This window comes from Streptomyces sp. NPDC093065 (assembly GCF_044754585.1).
GTDB lineage: Bacteria > Actinomycetota > Actinomycetes > Streptomycetales > Streptomycetaceae > Streptomyces.
The window spans coordinates 427,712-446,505 of record NZ_JBIVPJ010000002.1 but is presented as its reverse complement, the minus strand read 5'-3'; the positions used below and the strand labels follow the sequence as shown (position 1 = coordinate 446,505).

Here is an 18,794-nt window from a genome sequence, read left to right as displayed (position 1 = left end):
GGGGCTGCGAAAATCATGAAGGTACACAAGTACGACACCGTCATCGTCGGCGCCGGTGGCGCCGGCATGCGCGCGGCCATCGAGTCGACCAAGCGCAGCCGCACCGCCGTGCTGACGAAGCTCTACCCCACCCGCTCCCACACGGGCGCCGCGCAGGGCGGCATGGCCGCCGCGCTGGCCAACGTGGAGGAGGACAACTGGGAGTGGCACACCTTCGACACGGTCAAGGGCGGTGACTACCTGGTCGACCAGGACGCCGCCGAGATCCTGGCGAAGGAGGCCATCGACTCGGTCCTCGACCTGGAGAAGATGGGCCTGCCGTTCAACCGGACCCCGAACGGCACGATCGACCAGCGCCGCTTCGGCGGGCACTCCCGCAACCACGGCGAGGCGCCGGTCCGCCGCTCCTGCTACGCGGCCGACCGCACCGGTCACATGATCCTCCAGACGCTCTATCAGAACTGTGTCAAGGAGGGCGTGGAGTTCTTCAACGAGTTCTACGTCCTGGACCAGCTGATCACCGAGGTCGACGGCGTCAAGAAGTCGGCCGGTGTGGTGGCCTACGAGCTGGCGACCGGCGAGATCCACGTCTTCCAGGCGAAGTCCGTGATCTACGCCTCCGGCGGCACCGGCAAGTTCTTCAAGGTGACCTCCAACGCGCACACGCTCACCGGTGACGGCCAGGCGGCCGTGTACCGGCGCGGGCTGCCGCTGGAGGACATGGAGTTCTTCCAGTTCCACCCGACCGGCATCTGGCGCATGGGCATCCTGCTGACGGAGGGCGCCCGCGGTGAGGGCGGCATCCTGCGCAACAAGGACGGCGAGCGCTTCATGGAGAAGTACGCGCCGGTCATGAAGGACCTCGCCTCCCGTGACGTCGTCTCGCGCTCCATCTACACGGAGATCCGCGAGGGCCGCGGCTGCGGTCCCGAGGGCGACCACGTCTACCTGGACCTCACCCACCTCCCGCCGGAGCAGCTGGACGCCAAGCTGCCCGACATCACGGAGTTCGCGCGGACCTACCTCGGCATCGAGCCCTACACGGACCCGATCCCGATCCAGCCGACCGCGCACTACGCCATGGGCGGCATCCCGACCAACGTCGAGGGCGAGGTCCTGGCGGACAACACCACCGTCGTCCCCGGCCTGTACGCGGCCGGCGAGGTGGCCTGCGTGTCCGTGCACGGCGCCAACCGGCTGGGCACCAACTCGCTGCTCGACATCAACGTCTTCGGCCGCCGCGCGGGCATCGCCGCCGCGGAGTACGCGCAGAAGGCGGATTTCGTCGAGCTGCCCGAGGACCCCGAGTCCCTGGTCGTCGAGCAGATCGAGCGGCTGCGCTCGTCCACCGGCACCGAGCGGGTGGCGGCGATCCGCCGCGAGCTGCAGGAGACCATGGACGCCAACGTCATGGTGTTCCGCACCGAGCAGACGATCAAGACGGCCGTCGAGAAGATCGCCGAGCTGCGCGCCCGCTACAAGAACGTGTCGATCCAGGACAAGGGCCGGCGTTTCAACACCGACCTGCTGGAGGCCGTCGAGCTGGGCAACCTGCTCGACCTGGCGGAGGTGATGGCGGTCTCCGCCCTCGCCCGCAAGGAGTCGCGCGGCGGTCACTACCGCGAGGACTTCCCCAACCGCGACGACGTCAACTTCATGCGCCACACCATGGCGTACCGCGAGGTGGGCGACGACGGCGCCGAGTCCATCCGGCTCGACTACAAGCCGGTCGTCCAGACCCGCTACCAGCCGATGGAGCGTAAGTACTGATGGCTACCCCTGTCATGGAGAAGAACGACTCGGCCCCCGAGCCCGGGTTCGCCGACTCCCCGTACATCACGGTCACCTTCCGCGTCCGCCGGTTCAACCCGGAGGTCTCGGCCGAGGCGACCTGGGAAGACTTCCAGCTGGAGATCGACCCGAAGGAGCGTGTCCTCGACGCGCTGCACAAGATCAAGTGGGACCTCGACGGCACCCTGACGTTCCGCCGGTCCTGCGCGCACGGCATCTGCGGCTCGGACGCCATGCGGATCAACGGCAAGAACCGCCTCGCCTGCAAGACGCTGATCAAGGACCTCAGCCCCGAGAAGCCGATCACGGTCGAGCCCATAAAGGGCCTGACGGTCCTCAAGGACCTGGTCGTCGACATGGAGCCGTTCTTCCAGGCGTACCGGGACGTGATGCCCTTCCTGATCACGAAGGACACCAACGAGCCGACGCGTGAGCGCCTCCAGACCGCCGAGGACCGCGAGCGCTTCGACGACACGACCAAGTGCATCCTGTGCGCCGCCTGCACGTCCTCGTGCCCGGTGTTCTGGAACGACGGCCAGTACTTCGGCCCGGCCGCGATCGTCAACGCCCACCGCTTCATCTTCGACTCGCGCGACGAGGCCGGCGAGCAGCGGCTGGAGATCCTGAACGACCGCGACGGCGTGTGGCGCTGCCGTACGACCTTCAACTGCACGGACGCCTGCCCGCGCGGCATCGAGGTCACCAAGGCCATCGCGGAGGTGAAGCGAGCGCTGATCACGCGCCGCTTCTGACGTCCGTCGGTGCACTCCGCCGCAGGGCCCCGTCTCCCACCCGGAGACGGGGCCCTGCGGCGTTCCTGCGGCCGGACGGCGTAAGTCCGCCCCGGGCTCGGACCGGCTATCAGCCGTTCCGGCCGATGACCGTCCTAGCCTGACGCCATGTCAGATGACGAGTCGTACGAACTGCTCGGGTTCGACAACGTGCTGCTGCCCGTCGGGGACCTCGCCGAGGCCGTCGGGTTCTACGAGCGGGCCGGTTTCCCGGTCGCCTACCGGCTCGACGAGGCCGGTATCGCACTGCTGAAGGTGGGCGTCGAGACGCCGGGGCTGCTGCTGCGGGTGGAGGAGGAGTTCGGGCGGCAGCCGCCGATGTGGCCCTCCGCGCGGGTGTGGCTGGAGGTGACCGACGCCCGCGCGGCCGCCCGGGCGCTGCGCGAGGCGGGGGTGCCGCCGCTGGACGAGCCGTTCCCCGTGGCCACCGGCTGGACGGTCGAGTTCGCCGACCCCTGGGGCAACGTCATCGGCCTCACGGACTACTCCAAGCGCCCGGAGCTGGGCCGCCGCCCCTGAACCGCCCGCGCTCGCACAGGCGGCTTGAACGTGTTCAAAAACAGGTCTACAGTCAGTCTCGTCAGCGTTTTGAACGCGTTCAAGAAGGGGTGGGGCATGGACCGCACCGTCATCGCCTACGTCATCTACCTGGTCGTCAGCATCGGCCTGACCGTCTGGGTGGCCCGCACGCTCAGCCGCAACGGACGGGTCTTCCTCGCCGACGTCCTGCACGGCAACGAGAAGCTCGCGGACGCCGTCAACCACCTCCTGGTGGTCGGCTTCTACCTCGTCAACCTCGGCTTCGTCGCCCTCTACCTGAGCGGCGACGACACCATCGCCGACACCCGCGGCATCTTCGAGGCCCTGTCGACCAAGCTCGGCGTGGTGCTGCTGGTGCTCGGCGTGATGCACCTGGGCAACGTGTACGTGCTCAACAAGATCCGGCGGCGCGGCATGATGGAGCGGGAGCAGCTGCCCCCGGTCCCGCCGCAGGGCTGGGCGGCCCCGACGGCCGGAGCCTGAACCGATGGTTCCCGCTCCCGGGACGACGGCCGGCGCCCCCGTGCGCCGGCTCACCGTCCTCTACGACGCCGAATGCGCCCTGTGCACCCACGTGCGGGACTGGCTGCTGCGCCAGCCCCGGCTGGTGCCGCTGGAGCTGGTCCCGGCCGCGTCGCAGGAGGCGCGCAGGCGCTTCCCGGGACTCGACCACGCGGCCACCCTCGACGAGGTCACCGTCGTCGGTGACGCCGGGCAGGTCTACCGGGGCGCCGCCGCCTGGATCGTCGTCCTGTGGGCGCTGCGCCGGTACCGCAGGCTCGCCCACCGGCTCAGCACCCCCAAGGGCGCCCTGCTGGCCCGGGGGGCCGTCCTGGCCGCCGCCAGGTGGCGCGCCGGGCAGCGGCAGTGGGGCGGCAACGGGTATCGGCGCGCGGACGGCTGGGTGTACGAGCCCGGCCTGGGGTGGATCTACGCCGGGCCGGGCTGTGACGACGGCGCCTGTACCACTGGATAGGCTCTGGACCCGTGCCTGCGACCAACGACGGCGCCGACGGCGGTGCCCACCTCAGCAAGTCCGAGCAGACCCGCGCCCTGATCCTGGAGACAGCCATGCGGCTGTTCCAGGAACGCGGTTACGACCGGACCACGATGCGGGCCATCGCCCAGGAGGCCGGGGTCTCCGTCGGCAACGCGTACTACTACTTCGCCGGCAAGGAACACCTGATCCAGGGCTTCTACGACCGGATCGCCGCCGAGCACCGGGCGGCGGTCCGCGAGGTCCTGGCCGGGGAGACCGACCTGGAGGCACGGCTGGCGGGCGTGCTGAAGGTCTGGCTGGACATCGCCACGCCGTATCACGAGTTCGCGGTGCAGTTCTTCAAGAACGCCGCCGACCCCGACAGCCCGCTCAGCCCCTTCTCACCGGAGTCGGAGCACGCGCGCGTGGAGGCCATCGGCATCCACCGCGCGGTGCTCGCCGGGGCGAAGACCAAGGTGCCCGAGGAACTGCGGGACATCCTGCCCGAGCTGATGTGGCTCTCCCAGATGGGTCTGGTCCTGTACTGGATCTTCGACCGCACCGAGGGCCGCGAGCGCAGCTACCGCCTCGCCGAACGCGGCGCCCGGCTCACCGCGCGGGGCGTGGTGCTGGCCCGCTTCCGGGTGCTGCGCCCGCTGGTGCGCGAGGTACACGAACTCTTCACGGACTTCCTGCCGGGAATGACCAGGTCCCTGCCGGACCCGGCCACGCGCAGGACCGCCCGCGAGCCCGACGGGACCACCGGTCAGGCCTGACGGGACGCCAGCTCGATCACCGTGATGTCCGAAGGCGCCCCCACACGCGTGGGAGGCCCCCAGGCGCCCGCGCCGCGGCTGACGTACAGCTGGGTGTCGCCGTAGCGGTCCAGACCGGCCAGCGTCGGGTTGGCGGCGCCCGCGATGAGGTTGCCGGGCCAGAGCTGCCCGCCGTGGGTGTGGCCGGAGAGCTGGAGGTCGACGCCGTGGTCGACGGCGTCGTGGATCTGCACCGGCTGGTGAGCGAGGAGCACGCAGGCGCGGGAGCGGTCCCGGTCGCCGAGGGCCCTGGCGTAGTCGGGACCCCGGCCCTCGTCCTCGCCCGCCACGTCGTTGACGCCGGCGAGGTCGAAGTGGGGCAGCTCGGTGCGGGCGTTCTCCAGCGGGAGCAGCCCGAGCCGCCGCACCTCGGCGACCCACTGCTCGGCACCGGAGAAGTACTCGTGGTTGCCGGTGACGAAGTACGCCCCGTGCCGCGCCCTGAGCCGGGCCAGCGGGGCGGCTGCCGGGCCGAGGTCCTTCACGCTGCCGTCGACGAGGTCGCCGACGACGGCGATCAGGTCGGGCTGCGTGGAGTTGATGGTGTCGACGACCTTCTGGGCGAAGCCCCGGCCGAGCACCGGGCCCAGGTGGATGTCGCTGACGACGGCGATGCGGAAACCGTGCGCCGCGCGCGGGAGCTTGGCCAGCGGCACGGTGACCCGCTTCACCCTGGGACCGCTCAGCACGCCGTACGTGCCGTAGCCGACCGTGCCGACGGCCGCAGCGGCGGCGGCACCGGCGACGACACGGGAGACGAACAGGCGGCGGGAGGGGACGGCGAGGGGCCCCGGGGACGTGCTCCCGGCGCCGGGCCCCGGCGTCTCGGGCGGCTCGGGGGCCCCGGGCGCCTCCGGTGTCCCAGTCGCCGCCCCGGGCTGCTTCGGCGGGGCCGTTTTGGCCGGTATGCGCTTCGTGTCCTCGGCGGGGGCGGCCGAAGACTCCCCGCCCTCCGTGCGCCGTACGGCCGCCCGGCGCTCCAGGAACCGCCGCAGCAGCGGCCGGACGACCTCGCCCGCGAGCACCGCGAGCAGCAGGTAGATCGACAGGGCCAGCCACAGGAAGCCCGGCCAGGCCAGGACCCGCTGGAGCCAGAAGGGGGCGCCCGCGCGTTCGGCGACCAGCGCCCCCACCGCCAGCAGCCAGCCCCCGGCGATCACGGCCGCGCCGATCCGGCGCACCGGGCCCGGGGCACTGGTCGTGTCGTGGAACAGACGCCGCCACACGTACCAGTTGGCCGTCACGAGGACGCCCACCATCAGCAACGCGACCAGCACGAAGACGACCACCATGCCGTCGTATCCCCTCGGTTGTGACGTCCTCGACGCCTATGACGTTCGGCGCAGTGCGCGCACGCCGCGCAACCCGATGACCCCGACGACCGTCCCCAATACGAAGGAGACGACCGCGAGCAGCAGGTGCACCCAGAAGTACGCCGTGGGGTCGCCGTCCTCGAAAGCGAGCCCGCTGCCGTCCTTGGCCAGGTTTTTGACGAAAGTGATCCAGATGATCCAGCTCCACACCCCGAAAGCGAGCAGGAACCAGGAGACGGGGCGGCTGAGCTTCATGCGTTCAGTATCGCCGCCCGCTGTCCGGATCCGTGCGCGGGGTGGGGAGGGGGCTGGGAACGACGCGATCACTGGGGGTACGTTTCCGATCGTGCCCGCTCCCAAGAAGGCCCTCAGGCGATCCCTGACGGTCACCTCCGCCGCCCTGACCGCGCTCGCCCTCCTCTCCCCCGCCGCGCTCGCCGCCCCGGACCCTTCGACGAGTCCGTCGACGAGCCCGTCGGCCACTCCACCGGCGTCGATGTCGACCGTGGGCGGCGCCAGGCTCGGCAGGCCCGGGACGCAGGTGGACCTGGCGGGCGGGGCGCCCGTGCTGCCGAAGGACCTCACCGCCCGGTCGTGGATCGTGGCGGACGCCGAGTCGGGCGACGTGCTGGCCGCGCACAACGCGCACTGGCGGCTGGCCCCGGCGAGCACCCTGAAGATGCTGTTCGCGGACACGCTGCTGCCGAAGTGGCCGAAGACCACGAAGCGCAAGGTCGAGGTGTCCGACCTCGCGGGCATCGGCGCCGGGTCCAGCCTGGTCGGGATCAAGGAGGAGGAGACCTACACCGTCCACGACCTGTGGCTCGGGGTCTTCCTGCGTTCCGGCAACGACGCGGTGCACGTGCTGTCCGCCATGAACGGCGGTGTCGACACGACCGTCGAGGACATGAACGCGCACGCCGAGGAGCTGCAGGCCCTCGACACCAACGCGGTCAGCCCCGACGGCTACGACATGCCGGGGCAGGTGTCCTCCGCGTACGACCTGACCCTCTTCGCCCGTTCGGGGCTGCAGAAGAAGGACTTCCGCGAGTACGCCTCGACCGTCCGGGCGAAGTTCCCGGGCGAGACGAAGAAGGACAAGAAGGGCAGGACCAGCCGCAAGCCCTTCGAGATCCAGAACACCAACCGGCTCCTGGCCGGCGACTACGACGTCGACGTCTACCCGGGCATCGCGGGCGTGAAGAACGGCAACACGACCAACGCGGGCGCCACCTTCACGGGCGTGGCCGAGCGCGACGGCCGGGTGCTGCTCGTCACGGTGATGAACCCGGCGGAGGACGAGCACAACGAGGTCTACAAGGAGACCTCCCGCCTCTTCGACTGGGGTTTCGAGGCGGCCGGCAAGGCGCGGCCGGTGGGGCAGCTGGTGGGCCCGAGGAGCGCCACCGCGGCGAGCCCCTCGGCCGAGTCCTCCGGTGAGGCCGGCGGCACCGGGAAGGGCGCGGGGGGCACGAAGCCGGTGGCGGGCGCCACGGCCGGGAACGGCGCCGGCGGGGTCGGGATCGCCGCCGGTATCACCGCCGGGGTGCTGGTGCTGCTCGCGGGCGGCGCGTTCCTGGTCAACCGGAAGTGGCCGCTGCCGGACCTGGTCCGCCGCCGGACCCGTCCGTGACCTCCTCCTCGCCCAGCTCCTGCTCCTTGCTGCCCGTCGCCGTCCAGGAGGCGCAGAACAGCACGAGCTTCGCGGTGAAGTTGATCCACAGCAGCAGGGCGACGGGGACGCCGAAGGCGCCGTACATGCTCTTCGCGGCGACGCCCTGGATGTAGCCGCTGAGCAGCAGCTTCAGCAGCTCGAAGCCGACCGCGCCGATCAGCGCGGCCACCACCAGGCGGCGGCGCTCGGGCTGGACGCCGGGGAGCAGGGTCAGGACGTAGAGGAGCAGCAGGAAGTCGGCGAGGACGGCGACGGCGAAGGCGGCTACGTAGAGCAGGACGCCGCCGACACCGCCCTCGGCGAGGCCGACGGTGCGGATGATCCAGCCGACCAGCGCCGAGGCGACGGTGGAGATGCCAACGGTGATCAGCAGCGCCCCGCCGAGACCGACGAGGACGCCCGCGTCCTTGGCCCGGTGCAGGACCGGGTTCTCCTCCTCGTCGGGCAGCTCCCACACGGCGCGCAGACAGCCCCGGGTGGCCTCGACCCAGCCCATGCCGGTGAACAGCAGCAGGAGGGCGGCGATGACGCCGACGGTGCCGGCGTTGTCGACGAGGCCCTGGATGTTCAGCTGGTCGGAGATGCCGGGGATCTGCTCGGCGAGCTTGTCCTGGAGCTTGTCCTGCTGCTGCCTGTTGAGCGTGGCGGCGGCGACGGCGGCGGCGAGGCTCAGCAGCGGGAAGAGGGCGACGAAGCTGGTGAAGGTCATGGCGGCGGCCAGCCGGGACCACTTCACCCGGTCGAGGCGTTCGTAGGAGCGCCACGCGTGCGTGGTCATCAGGCGGGCGATCCAGGGCCCCGCGACGGGGAGCTTCTTCAGCCAGTCCATGATCCGACCCTGCCCCCGTTCGTCCCGTTCCATGATCTCGTCCGGCCACCGGATCCGCCGCCGGTGCCGTCACCGGTTCCGGACCCGGACCGGAAGACCAGTGTTCTTGTGCCCCAGAAGCGCAGGATCGTGCCCAGGACCATGCCGACCCCGGCCCCGGAGACCGTGTCGGCGCGCTGCGAGGTGAGGCCGAGACCGTAGTGGCTGACGGCCAGGCAGAGCAGCTGTACGGCGGCGCCGGCGGCGTTCACGGCGAAGAACACGGCGCAGGGCCGCAGGCCCCGGGGGCGGCGGAGGTGGCGGTAGGTGCCCAGCGCGTTGCCCGCGTAGGCGACCGAGCAGCCCGCGACGAAGGAGAGCGTCTTGGCGGTGAGCGGGTCGAGTCCGGCCGGCCCGCGCAGGCAGGTGAAGAGGCCGAGGTCGACGGCGTAGGCGAGCAGCCCGGCCGAGGCGAAGCCCAGCAGTTCGCGCCGGCCGGCTACCAATTGGCCACCGCCAGGCCGTACATCGCGAGCCAGACCACTCCGATCAGCGCGAGGGCGCGGTCGCGCAGGACCACGTCCTCGGGTTCGCCTGCGGTGCCGCGGTCGGCGAAGACGGCGTAGCGCAGGACGGCGAGGACGAAGGCGACCATGGAGAGCTGGCGCCAGGGCAGCACGCTGGCGTGCGGGACGCCGCCCTCCTCCATGGCCCACAGGCAGTAGCCGAGGACGGCGACCCCGGCGGCGAGCTGCCAGACGAAGCGGAGGTAGCCGGTCGTGTACTCGGTGAGCAGCGGGCGGGTGGCGCCCTCCTTGCCGGCCATCTGGACGGCTTCGGAGTACCGCTTGGCGGCGACCATGAACAGGGCGCCGAAGCCGGTCGTGATGAGGAACCAGCGCGACAGCGGGATGCCGAGCGCGAGCCCGCCGACCATGGCCCGCATCAGGAAGCCGGTGGTGACGACGGCGAGGTCGACGACCAGGACGTGCTTGAGGCTGACGCAGTACGCCAGTTGCATCACCAGGTAGGCGGTGAGCAGGGCCGCGACGGGCGCGGGGCACAGCCAGGCCGCGGCGGCGGGCGCGAGGACGCCCAGGGTGCCGCCGACGGCGTGGGCGAGCGGCACCGGGACCTGTCCGGCGGCGACCGGGCGGTGCCGCTTGACGGGGTGGGCGCGGTCGGCGTCGGCGTCGCGGGCGTCGTTGACGAGGTAGACGGCCGAGGCGCAGGCGGTGAACAGGACGAAGACCAGCGCGAGCCGGCCGAGGGCGTGGACGGAGAACAGCTCACCGGCGGCGGCCGGGGCGGCGACGACCAGGACGTTCTTGATCCACTGGCGGGGGCGTGCGGTGCGCAGCAGCCCGGCGAGGACGCCTCCCGCGCGGGGCGGTGCGGGCTCCTGCCCCTGGTCTGGGGCGCGTTGGCGCAGGACGGCGGTGTCGGTGACGGCCGTGTCAGTCACGGGTGCCTCCGCGCATCCAGTCGGCGCCGAGGCGGGCCGTGAGCGCACCCAGGGCGGCGCCCGCCGCGACGTCGGAGGGGTAGTGGACGCCGGCGACCAGCCGGGAGGCGCACACGGCGGCGGCGAGCGGCCAGGCGGCCCGCACCCCGAGGGCCCCGAAGACGACCGCGGCCGCGGCGGCCGAGGTGGCGTGGGAGCTGGGGAAGGAGTGCCGGCCCGCGGTGCGCACCAGGGGGACGACGTGCGCGGGGCGGGGGCGGCGCACGACCCGTTTCACCCCCATGCTGACGATGTGGGCGCCGGCGGTGAGCGCGGTGCCGCGCAGCCAGGCCGTGCGCCGGGGCGCGTCCACGGCGGCCGCGGTGAGGCCCGCCGCGAGCCACAGCGCCCCGTGCTCCCCGGCCCAGGACAGGGCGCGCGCCGCGCCCGCGACGCGCGGGTCGGTTCCGCAGGCCCTGAGCGCGGTGACGATCCGGTGGTCCATGTCGTCGAGGTCGTCCATGTGGACTCACTGTCCACGCCCGCGGCGCGGGAAGTCGGGCACATCGGAACGACATACCATTAATCACCCGTTTCAGGGACGACTCCAATGTTTTGGAACTAATCATTCACATAGTGGCGATACGGTCACCGCCATGTCTGCCGACACCGTGCCCGACACCGACCCGGACCCCGGCACCCACCACCCCGACGCCGACTGGGACACCGTCACCGGCTGGGGCCGTACCGCGCCCACCGGGGCACTCGTCGTACGCCCGCGGACGTACGAGGAGGCGGCCCTCGCGGTCAGGGAGTGCGGGGCGCGCGGCGGCATCGCGCGGGGTCTCGGCCGGGCGTACGGGGACGCGGCGCAGAACGCCGGGGGCGCCGTCCTCGACATGACGGGCCTGGACCGCGTGCACGCCGTCGACGTCGCCGGCGGCACCGTGCTGTGCGACGCGGGCGTCTCGCTGCACCGGCTGATGGAGGTCCTGCTGCCGCTCGGCTGGTTCGTGCCGGTGACGCCCGGCACCCGCTACGTGACGGTCGGCGGGGCGATCGGCGCGGACATCCACGGCAAGAACCACCACGTGTCGGGGTCCTTCGCGCGGCACGTGCTCTCCCTGGAACTGCTCACCGCCGACGGCCGGGTCCGCACCGTCGCCCCGGGCACGCCCCTGTTCGACGCGACCGCGGGCGGCATGGGCCTGACCGGGGTGATCCTCACCGCGACGCTGCGGCTCCAGCCGGTCCGGACGGCGCTGATGTCGGTGGACACCGAGCGCGCCGCCGACCTGGACGACCTGATGGCCCGGCTGACCGCCACCGACCACCGCTACCGCTACTCCGTAGCCTGGATCGACCTCCTCGCGCGCGGCCGGGCGACGGGCCGCGCGGTACTCACCCGCGGCGACCACGCACCGCTGGACGCGCTGCCCGCCCGCTCGCGCGCCCGGCGCGAACCGCTGGCCTTCCGCACCTCCCGCCTCCCCGCGACCCCCGACTTCCTCCCCGGCGGACTGCTCAGCCGGACGACGGTGGGCCTGTTCAACGAACTCTGGTTCCGCAAGGCCCCCCGGGTGAGCCGGGGCCGGCTCCAGCGGATCTCCACCTTCTTCCACCCCCTGGACGGCGTCCCGCACTGGAACCGGGTCTACGGCCGGGGCGGCTTCGTGCAGTACCAGTTCGTCGTCGGGCACGGCCGGGAGGAGGCCCTGCGCTCGATCGTGCGGCGCATCTCCGCCCGCCGCTGCCCGTCCTTCCTCGCCGTCCTCAAGCGCTTCGGCGAGGCAGACCCGGGCTGGCTCTCCTTTCCGCTGCCCGGCTGGACGCTCGCCCTGGACATCCCGGCGGGCCTGCCGGGGCTCGGCGCCTTCCTGGACGAGCTGGACGAGGAGGTCGCGGACGCGGGCGGCCGGGTCTACCTCGCCAAGGACTCCCGGCTGCGCCCGGAACTGCTCGCCGCGATGTACCCCCGTCTAAACGACTTCCGCGCCCTGCGCGCCGAGCTGGACCCGCGCGGGGTGTTCGTCTCCGACCTGGCCCGCCGCCTCGCCCTGTGACCGCTCTGCCACCCCCGACATGTCTGGAGCAGCCGTGAAGGACGCCTTCGGCCTCCCCCAGTCCCTCCTCGTCCTCGGCGGTACGTCCGAGATCGCGCTGGCCACCGCGCGCCGCCTGGTGGCCCGCCGCACCCGCACGGTGTGGCTGGCCGGGCGCCCCTCCCCCGCCCTGGACGCGGCCGCCGAGCAGCTGCGTGGCCTGGGCGCCGAGGTGCGCACCGTCGCCTTCGACGCGCTGGACCCCGAGTCCCACGATGCGGCGCTCGGCAAGGTGTTCGCCGAGGGTGACGTCGACCTGGTGCTGCTGGCCTTCGGCATCCTGGGCGACCAGGCGCACGACGAGCGCGAGCCGCTGAACGCCGTGCGGGTCGCGCAGACCAACTACACCGGCGCGGTCTCGGCCGGGCTGGTCGCCGCCCGTTCCCTCCAGGCGCAGGGACACGGCTCGCTGGTGGTGCTCTCCTCCGTCGCCGGGGAGCGGGCCCGCCGGGCCAACTTCATCTACGGCTCCAGCAAGGCCGGCCTGGACGCCTTCGCGCAGGGCCTGGGCGACGCGCTGCACGGCACGGGGGTGCACGTCATGGTCGTACGCCCCGGGTTCGTGCGGTCGCGGATGACCGAGGGGATGGCGGAGGCGCCGCTCGCCACCACGCCGGAGGCGGTGGCCGCAGCCATCGAGCTGGGGCTGCGGCGGCGCTCGGAGACGGTGTGGGTGCCGGGTGCGCTGCGGGTGGTGATGTCGGCGGTGCGGCACCTGCCGCGGACGGTGTTCCGGCGGCTGCCGATGTAGGGCTCGGCTACCGCGTCGGCAGGGAGCCGGTCTCCACGCGCCCGGCCTGCGGGGGCACCGTGGCGCTGCCGAAGGGGAACTCGCGCAGCTTGCGCCACACCGCGTCGGCGCCCTGCTCGTACAGCGCGAAGCCGGTGCAGGGCCACTGGGCCTCGTAGTCGGACAGCTCCTCGTAGGCGCGGTCCATCGCCGCCTCGTCGATGCCGTGCGCGACGGTGACGTGCGGGTGGTACGGGAACTGCAGTTCGCGGGGGACCGGGCCGGACGCGTCGCGCACCCGCTTCTGCAGCCAGGAGCAGGCCGCCGCGCCCTCGACCACCTGGACGAAGACCACGGGCGAGAGCGGCCGGAAGGTCCCGGTGCCGGACAGGCGCATCGGGAAGGGCCGGCCGCGCGCCGCCACCTCCGCCAGGTGCGCCTCGACCGCGGGCAGCGCGGCGCCGTCGACCTCGGTGGGCGGCAGCAGGGTGACGTGCGTGGGGATGCCGTGAGCAGCGGCGTCGCCGAAGCCCGCGCGCAGCTGCTGGAGCTTGCTGCCGTGAGGCTCCGGGACCGCGATCGACACGCCGATCGTTACGGTCCCCACTTCGTCTCCTGTCGTTGTGTGTCCTTCGGTCGGACACCCGGATATCGACTGTACGGCCACCGCCCGGCCCTGGGCAGGCGCAACCGGAGTGATGTGCAGCGCTACGGCGGCATGCCGGGGCGCACGGACGGGGCCCGGTCCGGCGTCCCGGACGAGGTCGTGGGCGGTGCGCCGGTCGGTGCCGCGGGTCAGTGCTTGGCGGGCAGGAAACCCACCTCGTCGTACGCCCGGGCGAGGGTCTCCGCGGCGACGGCCCTGGCCTTCTCCGCGCCCTTGGCGAGGATCGCGTCGAGCGTCTCCGGGTCGTCCAGGTACTGCCGGGTGCGCTCCCGGAAGGGGGTGACGAACTCCACGACCACGTCGGCGAGGTCCGTCTTGAGCGCGCCGTAGCCCTTGCCCTCGTACTTCCGCTCCAGCTCCGCGATCTCGGCGCCGGTGAGGGTGGAGTAGATCGTCAGGAGGTTGCTGACGCCGGGCTTGTGCTCGCGGTCGAAGCGGACCACGGTGTCGGTGTCGGTGACCGCGCTCTTCACCTTCTTCGCGGTGGCCTTCGGCTCGTCGAGCAGGTTGATCAGGCCCTTCGGGGTGGCCGCCGACTTGCTCATCTTGGCGGTCGGGTCCTGAAGGTCGTAGATCTTCGCCGTCTCCTTGAGGATGTAGGCGCTCGGGACGGTGAAGGCGTCGCCGTAGGTCTGGTTGAAGCGGTCCGCGAGATCGCGGGTCAGCTCCAGGTGCTGGCGCTGGTCCTCGCCGACGGGGACCTGGTCGGCCTGGTAGAGCAGGATGTCGGCGACCATCAGCATCGGGTACGTGAACAGGCCGACGGTGGTGCGGTCGTTGCCCTGCTTGGCCGACTTGTCCTTGAACTGCGTCATCCGGGACGCCTCGCCGAAACCGGTGATGCAGTTCATCAGCCAGCCGAGCTGCGCGTGCTCGGGGACGTGGCTCTGCACGAACAGGGTGCAGCGGTCCGGGTCCAGACCGGCGGCGAGGAGCTGGGCGGCGGCGACGCGGGTGTTCCGGCGCAGCTCCTCGGGGTCCTGCGGGACCGTGATCGCGTGCAGGTCGACGACCATGTAGAACGCGTCGTGGGTGTTCTGCATGTCGACCCACTGGCGGACGGCGCCGAGGTAGTTGCCGAGGTGGAACGAGCCGGAGGTCGGCTGGATACCGGAGAGCACGCGCGGACGACGATCGTTGGCCATGTTCACCATTCTCTCAGGCTTCGCGGGCCGGTCGGGCACTGGTTCGGTACAGGGGGGCTCCATTCCGTGTCCAGGGGTGTAACAAGGGCGGAAGCAGGCGGGAGGGGGGCCGGTGCGAAGACGGTGGGTGTGTGCGGTGGCGGCCGCCTCGGCGCTGGGGTGGCCGGGCGCGGCGGGGGCCGTCGCAGCGGGCGGGGCCCGGGCCGTCGACGAGCCGGACGTGGCCGTGGTGGTGTGGGCGGGTGACGGGCGCACCGCGTCCTGGCACGCGGGTGAGCGGGACTTCGACCGGCTGCGGTGGCTGCTCGACCCGTCGTACTCGGGATCCGAGCGGGTGCCGGAGGACTGGACGCGGGACTGTCGTCCCCCGGTGAGCTTCACGGTGCTGTGGGGGCTGACCGGCGTCGGGGGCCGGCCGCAGACCCGGCGGGCGCCGGGCGGGGACGTGGCGATGCTGCGTCAGGACCAGCTGTTCCTGGCCGGGGACGGCACGCCGTGGGTGCGCACCGATCCGGCACCGGACGTGACGGACGACGGCATCCGCCGGCGCCGGGCGCCGCGGGACGCCTACGAGCGGCTGGTCGACGCGGGTTTCCTCGCGGCCGGCGGGACTGGCGGCGGAGGGGACGACGGCGGGCGGTACGGGGTGTGGTGGGCCGCGGCGGGCGGGCTCGGGGCGGGTGTCGCGGGGACGCTGCTGATACGCCGCGCGGCGGACCGGTACCGTGCCGGACCGCCGCGCGGGGAGCCTTGTCAGGAGCTGATCGACCTGTAGGCCGACTCTCCGTCGTCGTCAGCCCAGGTCGATCTCCGGGTACAGCGGGAAGCCCGCCACCAGGTCGGTCGCGCGCCGCGCGATCTCCTCGGCGACCTTCGCGTCGAGGACGTGGGAGGCCTTGGAGGGGGCACCGGACTTGGTGGTGCCCGGGTCGGTGGTGGTCAGGACGCGGTCGATCAGGCCCGCGACCTCGTCCATCTCCACGGTGCCGAGGCCGCGCGTGGTCAGCGCCGGGGTGCCGATGCGGATGCCGGAGGTGTACCAGGCGCCGTTCGGGTCGGCCGGGATGGCGTTGCGGTTGGTGACGATGCCGGAGTCGAGCAGGGCGGCCTCGGCCTGACGGCCGGTGAGGCCGTAGGAGGACGCCACGTCGATCAGGTTCAGGTGGTTGTCCGTGCCGCCGGTGACCAGGGTGGCGCCGCGCTTCGTCAGGCCCTCGGCGAGCGCGCGGGCGTTGTCGACGATGCGCTGGGCGTAGTCCTGGAACGCGGGCTGCCGGGCCTCGGCGAGGGCGACGGCCTTGGCGGCCATGACGTGCGGGAGCGGGCCGCCGAGCACCATCGGGCAGCCGCGGTCGACCTGGTCCTTGAGGGAGTCGTCGCACAGCACCATGCCGCCGCGCGGACCGCGCAGCGACTTGTGGGTGGTCGTCGTCACGATCTGGGCGTGCGGGACCGGGTCGAAGTCGCCGGTGAGCACCTTGCCCGCGACCAGTCCGGCGAAGTGCGCCATGTCGACCATGAGGGTCGCGCCGACCTCGTCGGCGATCTCGCGCATGATCCGGAAGTTCACCAGCCGGGGGTACGCGGAGTAGCCCGCGACGATGATCAGCGGCTTGAACTCGCGGGCGGAGGCGCGCAGGGCCTCGTAGTCGATGAGGCCGGTGGCGGGGTCGGTGCCGTAGGAGCGCTGGTCGAACATCTTGCCGGAGATGTTCGGGCGGAAGCCGTGGGTGAGGTGGCCGCCGGCGTCCAGGGACATGCCGAGCATCCGCTGGTTGCCGAAGGCCTGGCGCAGCTCGGCCCAGTCGGCGTCGGTGAGGTCGTTGACCTGGCGGGCGCCGGACTTCTCCAGGAAGGGCACCTCGACGCGGGCGCCGAGGACGGCCCAGAAGGCGACCAGGTTGGCGTCGATGCCGGAGTGCGGCTGGACATAGGCGTGGCGGGCGCCGAACAGCTCGCGCGCGTGCTCGGCGGCGAGGGACTCGACGGTGTCGACGTTGCGGCAGCCGGCGTAGAAGCGGCGGCCGATGGTGCCCTCGGCGTACTTGTCGCTGAACCAGTTGCCCATCGCGAGGAGGGTGGCCGGGGAGGCGTAGTTCTCCGAGGCGATCAGCTTGAGCATCTCGCGCTGGTCGGCGACCTCCTGGCCGATGGCGTCGGCGACGCGGGGCTCGACGGCTCGGATGACGTCGAGCGCGGCTCGGTAGGCGGTGGACTCGGGGGAGATCTCTGCGGGCACGGGGTCCTCCGGACGTCGGTTTCAGCGTTCACGGTACGGATGGCCCAGGCGCACGGCTCTCGGTGTTCCGGGCCGCTTCCCGATGGTTCGTCCCATCCCAGCGCGCCAGTCACGGCCCGGGCGCCAGGTTACCGGGTGGGGCGGGGGGCTGCCGTGGGTGTCCGTGATGCGGAAGGGTCCGTCCTCAGAGGATCACGTGGGGCAGGAAGCGGGCGTACTCGTCCGTCACCAGGCCCGACGACTCCCGGATGCCCAGACCCGCCGGCTCGTCTTCCACCACCCAGGCGCCCAGGACCGTGCGGTTGCCGTCGAAGTCCGGGAGGGGGGCCAGTTCCTGGTAGCAGCAGGGCTCCGGGCGCGGGGCCGGGTCGGTGCCCGCCTCGTGGACCGTGACGCCGGCGCCCTCGCGGCCGAGGAGGGGCTTGGCGACCCAGCCGGTCGTGGTGGCCAGGTCGCGCGGGCCGTCGAGGTGGGCGGGCAGGAGGTTCGGGTGGCCGGGGTACAGCTCCCAGAGGATCGCCAGCAGGGCCTTGTTGCTGAGCAGCATCTTCCAGGCGGGCTCGATCCACAGGGTGGTGCCGGTGCCGCCGCCGTTGTCGAGGGTGTCCAGGACGTGGCCGGCGAAGCGGTCGGTGGTGAGCCACTCCCAGGGGTAGAGCTTGAAGAGGCTGCGGATGAAGCGCAGCTTCGTGTCGACGAAGCGGCCCGACAGGCGGTCCCAGCCGATCTCCTCCATCGCGAGCCAGCCGGTCTCCAGGCCGGCCTGTTCGGCGGTCTCCTTGAGGTAGGCGACCGTCATGAGGTCCTCGCCGAGTTCGTCGTCCGAGGAGTGCGCGAAGTACAGCGGGTTGCCGGGCGGCAGGAGCGCGGCCTGTTTCTTCCAGGCGTCGACGAGGCGCTCGTGGAGGCTGTTCCACTGGTCGGCGCCGGGGAAGCGGTCTTCCATCCAGAACCACTGCGGGGAGGCGGCCTCGACCAGGGAGGTCGGGGTGTCCGCGTTGTACTCCAGGAGCTTGGCGGGGCCCGTGCCGTCGTAGCGCAGGTCGAAGCGGGCGTAGACGGAGGGGAGTTCGGCGCGCCGCTGCCAGGCCTCGGTGACCGCGTGGACGACGCGCGGGTCGGTGATGCCGAGGTCGGCGAAGCGGTCCGCGGCGACGATGTGCCCGGCGGCCGCAAGGCACATGCGGTGGAGCTCCCCGACGACCTCCTCCAGCGCCTCGACCTCGGGCAGGGAGAAGACGTAGTAGGCGCTCTCGTCCCAGTAGGGGCGCAGGGAGTCGTCCGGGTAGCGGGTCAGGGGGTAGATCAGCCCCTGCTCCTCGACGGTCCGCTGCCAGTCGGGGCGGGGGTCGGTGGTGCGGCGTTCCACGGCGCCGCTCAGCCGCCGCCGCTGCCGGAGCCCGAGCAGCCGAAGCCGCCGCGGTCGACGGCCTCGGACCGGCTGAAGGTGCCGTAGTCGGCCCGGCCGTTGCTCACGTCGGAGTCGTAGTACCAGTCGGCGTCGCCCACGGAGCTCTTCCGGCCGCCCCTGCCGTACGCACCGCCCGACGAACTGCCGGACGAGCCCGACTTGCAGTTCTTGTCGGCGACGACCTTGTAGCCGTTGAGGTAGTCGTAGCTGTCGCGGTCCACGCAGCGCCGGTCGGGGTCCGAACCGCATGCGCTCAGGGCCGCCGCGAGCACTCCCATGCCGCCGAGCACCACGGTGCTCGACCGCAGCCTTCGCCGGGTCTCCGCCATGTCCGTCGCTCCCCC

At 72.2% G+C, this 18,794-nt stretch carries 21 protein-coding genes and 1 riboswitch; of the genes, 10 read left to right on the top strand and 11 right to left on the bottom strand.

From position 1 onward, the window contains the following. The first annotated feature begins 15 nt into the window (after positions 1–15). From sdhA to ACIQFU_RS04910, 6 genes are all read left to right on the top strand, one after another. Positions 16–1,770 carry a succinate dehydrogenase flavoprotein subunit gene (gene sdhA, locus ACIQFU_RS04935; RefSeq protein ID WP_402548999.1) on the top strand — a complete coding sequence of 585 codons (1,755 nt, stop codon included), beginning with the start codon at positions 16–18 and terminating at the stop codon, positions 1,768–1,770. Continuing rightward, complete coding sequence (locus ACIQFU_RS04930) at positions 1,770–2,543, top strand: succinate dehydrogenase iron-sulfur subunit (RefSeq protein ID WP_402548998.1); 774 nt, start codon at positions 1,770–1,772, stop codon at positions 2,541–2,543. Before sdhA ends, ACIQFU_RS04930 begins: the two co-directional genes overlap by 1 nt. 147 nt (positions 2,544–2,690) lie before the next feature. Further along, positions 2,691–3,101, top strand: a complete 411-nt coding sequence (locus ACIQFU_RS04925) for a VOC family protein (RefSeq protein ID WP_402548996.1) — start codon at positions 2,691–2,693, stop codon at positions 3,099–3,101. A 96-nt stretch (positions 3,102–3,197) separates the two neighbouring features. After that, positions 3,198–3,605: a hypothetical protein gene (locus tag ACIQFU_RS04920; RefSeq protein WP_402548995.1), complete on the top strand. Its 408-nt coding sequence runs from the start codon at positions 3,198–3,200 to the stop codon at positions 3,603–3,605. Positions 3,606–3,609: 4 nt separating this feature from the next. Further along, positions 3,610–4,098: a thiol-disulfide oxidoreductase DCC family protein gene (locus tag ACIQFU_RS04915; RefSeq protein WP_402548994.1), complete on the top strand. Its 489-nt coding sequence runs from the start codon at positions 3,610–3,612 to the stop codon at positions 4,096–4,098. Between the two features lie 11 nt (positions 4,099–4,109). Continuing rightward, positions 4,110–4,877 carry a TetR/AcrR family transcriptional regulator gene (locus ACIQFU_RS04910; protein WP_402548993.1) on the top strand — a complete coding sequence of 256 codons (768 nt, stop codon included), beginning with the start codon at positions 4,110–4,112 and terminating at the stop codon, positions 4,875–4,877. Here ACIQFU_RS04910 and ACIQFU_RS04905 read toward each other — a convergent pair. Further along, entirely contained in the window at positions 4,868–6,208 is a 1,341-nt protein-coding gene (locus ACIQFU_RS04905) for a metallophosphoesterase (protein ID WP_402548992.1), read from the bottom strand. The two genes, ACIQFU_RS04910 and ACIQFU_RS04905, sit on opposite strands and share 10 nt — an antisense overlap. Before the next feature lie 36 nt (positions 6,209–6,244). Then, complete coding sequence (locus tag ACIQFU_RS04900; RefSeq protein ID WP_402548991.1) at positions 6,245–6,484, bottom strand: SCO4848 family membrane protein; 240 nt, start codon at positions 6,482–6,484, stop codon at positions 6,245–6,247. A 91-nt stretch (positions 6,485–6,575) separates the two neighbouring features. Here ACIQFU_RS04900 and ACIQFU_RS04895 point away from each other — a divergent pair, with 91 nt between their 5' ends. Continuing rightward, positions 6,576–7,862, top strand: coding sequence for a D-alanyl-D-alanine carboxypeptidase family protein (locus ACIQFU_RS04895; protein ID WP_402548989.1), 1,287 nt, complete (start codon positions 6,576–6,578; stop codon positions 7,860–7,862). Here the strand turns inward: ACIQFU_RS04895 and ACIQFU_RS04890 are convergent. From ACIQFU_RS04890 to ACIQFU_RS04875, 4 genes are read right to left on the bottom strand one after another with little or no spacing between them, the layout of a single operon-like run. Continuing rightward, positions 7,810–8,733, bottom strand: a complete 924-nt coding sequence (locus ACIQFU_RS04890) for a YihY/virulence factor BrkB family protein (protein ID WP_402548988.1) — start codon at positions 8,731–8,733, stop codon at positions 7,810–7,812. The two genes, ACIQFU_RS04895 and ACIQFU_RS04890, sit on opposite strands and share 53 nt — an antisense overlap. Then, positions 8,721–9,251 carry a GtrA family protein gene (locus tag ACIQFU_RS04885; protein ID WP_402549255.1) on the bottom strand — a complete coding sequence of 177 codons (531 nt, stop codon included), beginning with the start codon at positions 9,249–9,251 and terminating at the stop codon, positions 8,721–8,723. Before ACIQFU_RS04885 ends, ACIQFU_RS04890 begins: the two co-directional genes overlap by 13 nt. Further along, positions 9,212–10,177 (bottom strand): decaprenyl-phosphate phosphoribosyltransferase, encoded by a 966-nt coding sequence (locus ACIQFU_RS04880; protein ID WP_402548986.1) that lies wholly within the window; start codon positions 10,175–10,177, stop codon positions 9,212–9,214. Before ACIQFU_RS04880 ends, ACIQFU_RS04885 begins: the two co-directional genes overlap by 40 nt. Beyond that, entirely contained in the window at positions 10,170–10,679 is a 510-nt protein-coding gene (locus tag ACIQFU_RS04875) for a phosphatase PAP2 family protein (protein WP_402548985.1), read from the bottom strand. Before ACIQFU_RS04875 ends, ACIQFU_RS04880 begins: the two co-directional genes overlap by 8 nt. Before the next feature lie 133 nt (positions 10,680–10,812). Between ACIQFU_RS04875 and ACIQFU_RS04870 the strand changes: the two genes are divergently transcribed. Together ACIQFU_RS04870 and ACIQFU_RS04865 are read left to right on the top strand one after the other, a co-directional pair. Further along, on the top strand, positions 10,813–12,219 hold the full coding sequence (locus ACIQFU_RS04870) for an FAD-binding protein (protein WP_402548983.1): 1,407 nt from the start codon (positions 10,813–10,815) through the stop codon (positions 12,217–12,219). Between the two features lie 34 nt (positions 12,220–12,253). Next, entirely contained in the window at positions 12,254–13,009 is a 756-nt protein-coding gene (locus ACIQFU_RS04865; protein ID WP_402549254.1) for a decaprenylphospho-beta-D-erythro-pentofuranosid-2-ulose 2-reductase, read from the top strand. 7 nt (positions 13,010–13,016) lie between these two features. Here ACIQFU_RS04865 and ACIQFU_RS04860 read toward each other — a convergent pair whose 3' ends face one another. Together ACIQFU_RS04860 and trpS are read right to left on the bottom strand one after the other, a co-directional pair. Continuing rightward, positions 13,017–13,595: a 2'-5' RNA ligase family protein gene (locus tag ACIQFU_RS04860; RefSeq protein WP_109034380.1), complete on the bottom strand. Its 579-nt coding sequence runs from the start codon at positions 13,593–13,595 to the stop codon at positions 13,017–13,019. A gap of 188 nt (positions 13,596–13,783) precedes the next feature. Continuing rightward, the gene (trpS, locus tag ACIQFU_RS04855; protein WP_402549253.1) at positions 13,784–14,806 is read right to left on the bottom strand and encodes a tryptophan--tRNA ligase; all 1,023 of its coding nucleotides are present in this window, start codon (positions 14,804–14,806) and stop codon (positions 13,784–13,786) included. A gap of 130 nt (positions 14,807–14,936) precedes the next feature. On the opposite strand from trpS, the gene ACIQFU_RS04850 reads away from it, so the two are divergent. After that, entirely contained in the window at positions 14,937–15,575 is a 639-nt protein-coding gene (locus tag ACIQFU_RS04850) for a hypothetical protein (RefSeq protein ID WP_402548982.1), read from the top strand. 18 nt (positions 15,576–15,593) lie between these two features. Here the strand turns inward: ACIQFU_RS04850 and ACIQFU_RS04845 are convergent, their stop codons facing one another. From ACIQFU_RS04845 to ACIQFU_RS04835, 3 genes are all read right to left on the bottom strand, one after another. Next, the gene (locus tag ACIQFU_RS04845) at positions 15,594–17,039 is read right to left on the bottom strand and encodes a glycine hydroxymethyltransferase (RefSeq protein ID WP_402548980.1); all 1,446 of its coding nucleotides are present in this window, start codon (positions 17,037–17,039) and stop codon (positions 15,594–15,596) included. A gap of 35 nt (positions 17,040–17,074) precedes the next feature. Then, positions 17,075–17,162: riboswitch (ZMP/ZTP riboswitch) on the bottom strand. Between the two features lie 61 nt (positions 17,163–17,223). After that, the gene (locus tag ACIQFU_RS04840) at positions 17,224–18,408 is read right to left on the bottom strand and encodes a glutathionylspermidine synthase family protein (protein WP_402548978.1); all 1,185 of its coding nucleotides are present in this window, start codon (positions 18,406–18,408) and stop codon (positions 17,224–17,226) included. A gap of 8 nt (positions 18,409–18,416) precedes the next feature. After that, positions 18,417–18,779, bottom strand: a complete 363-nt coding sequence (locus ACIQFU_RS04835; protein WP_402548976.1) for a hypothetical protein — start codon at positions 18,777–18,779, stop codon at positions 18,417–18,419. Between the last annotated feature and the right edge of the window lie 15 nt (positions 18,780–18,794).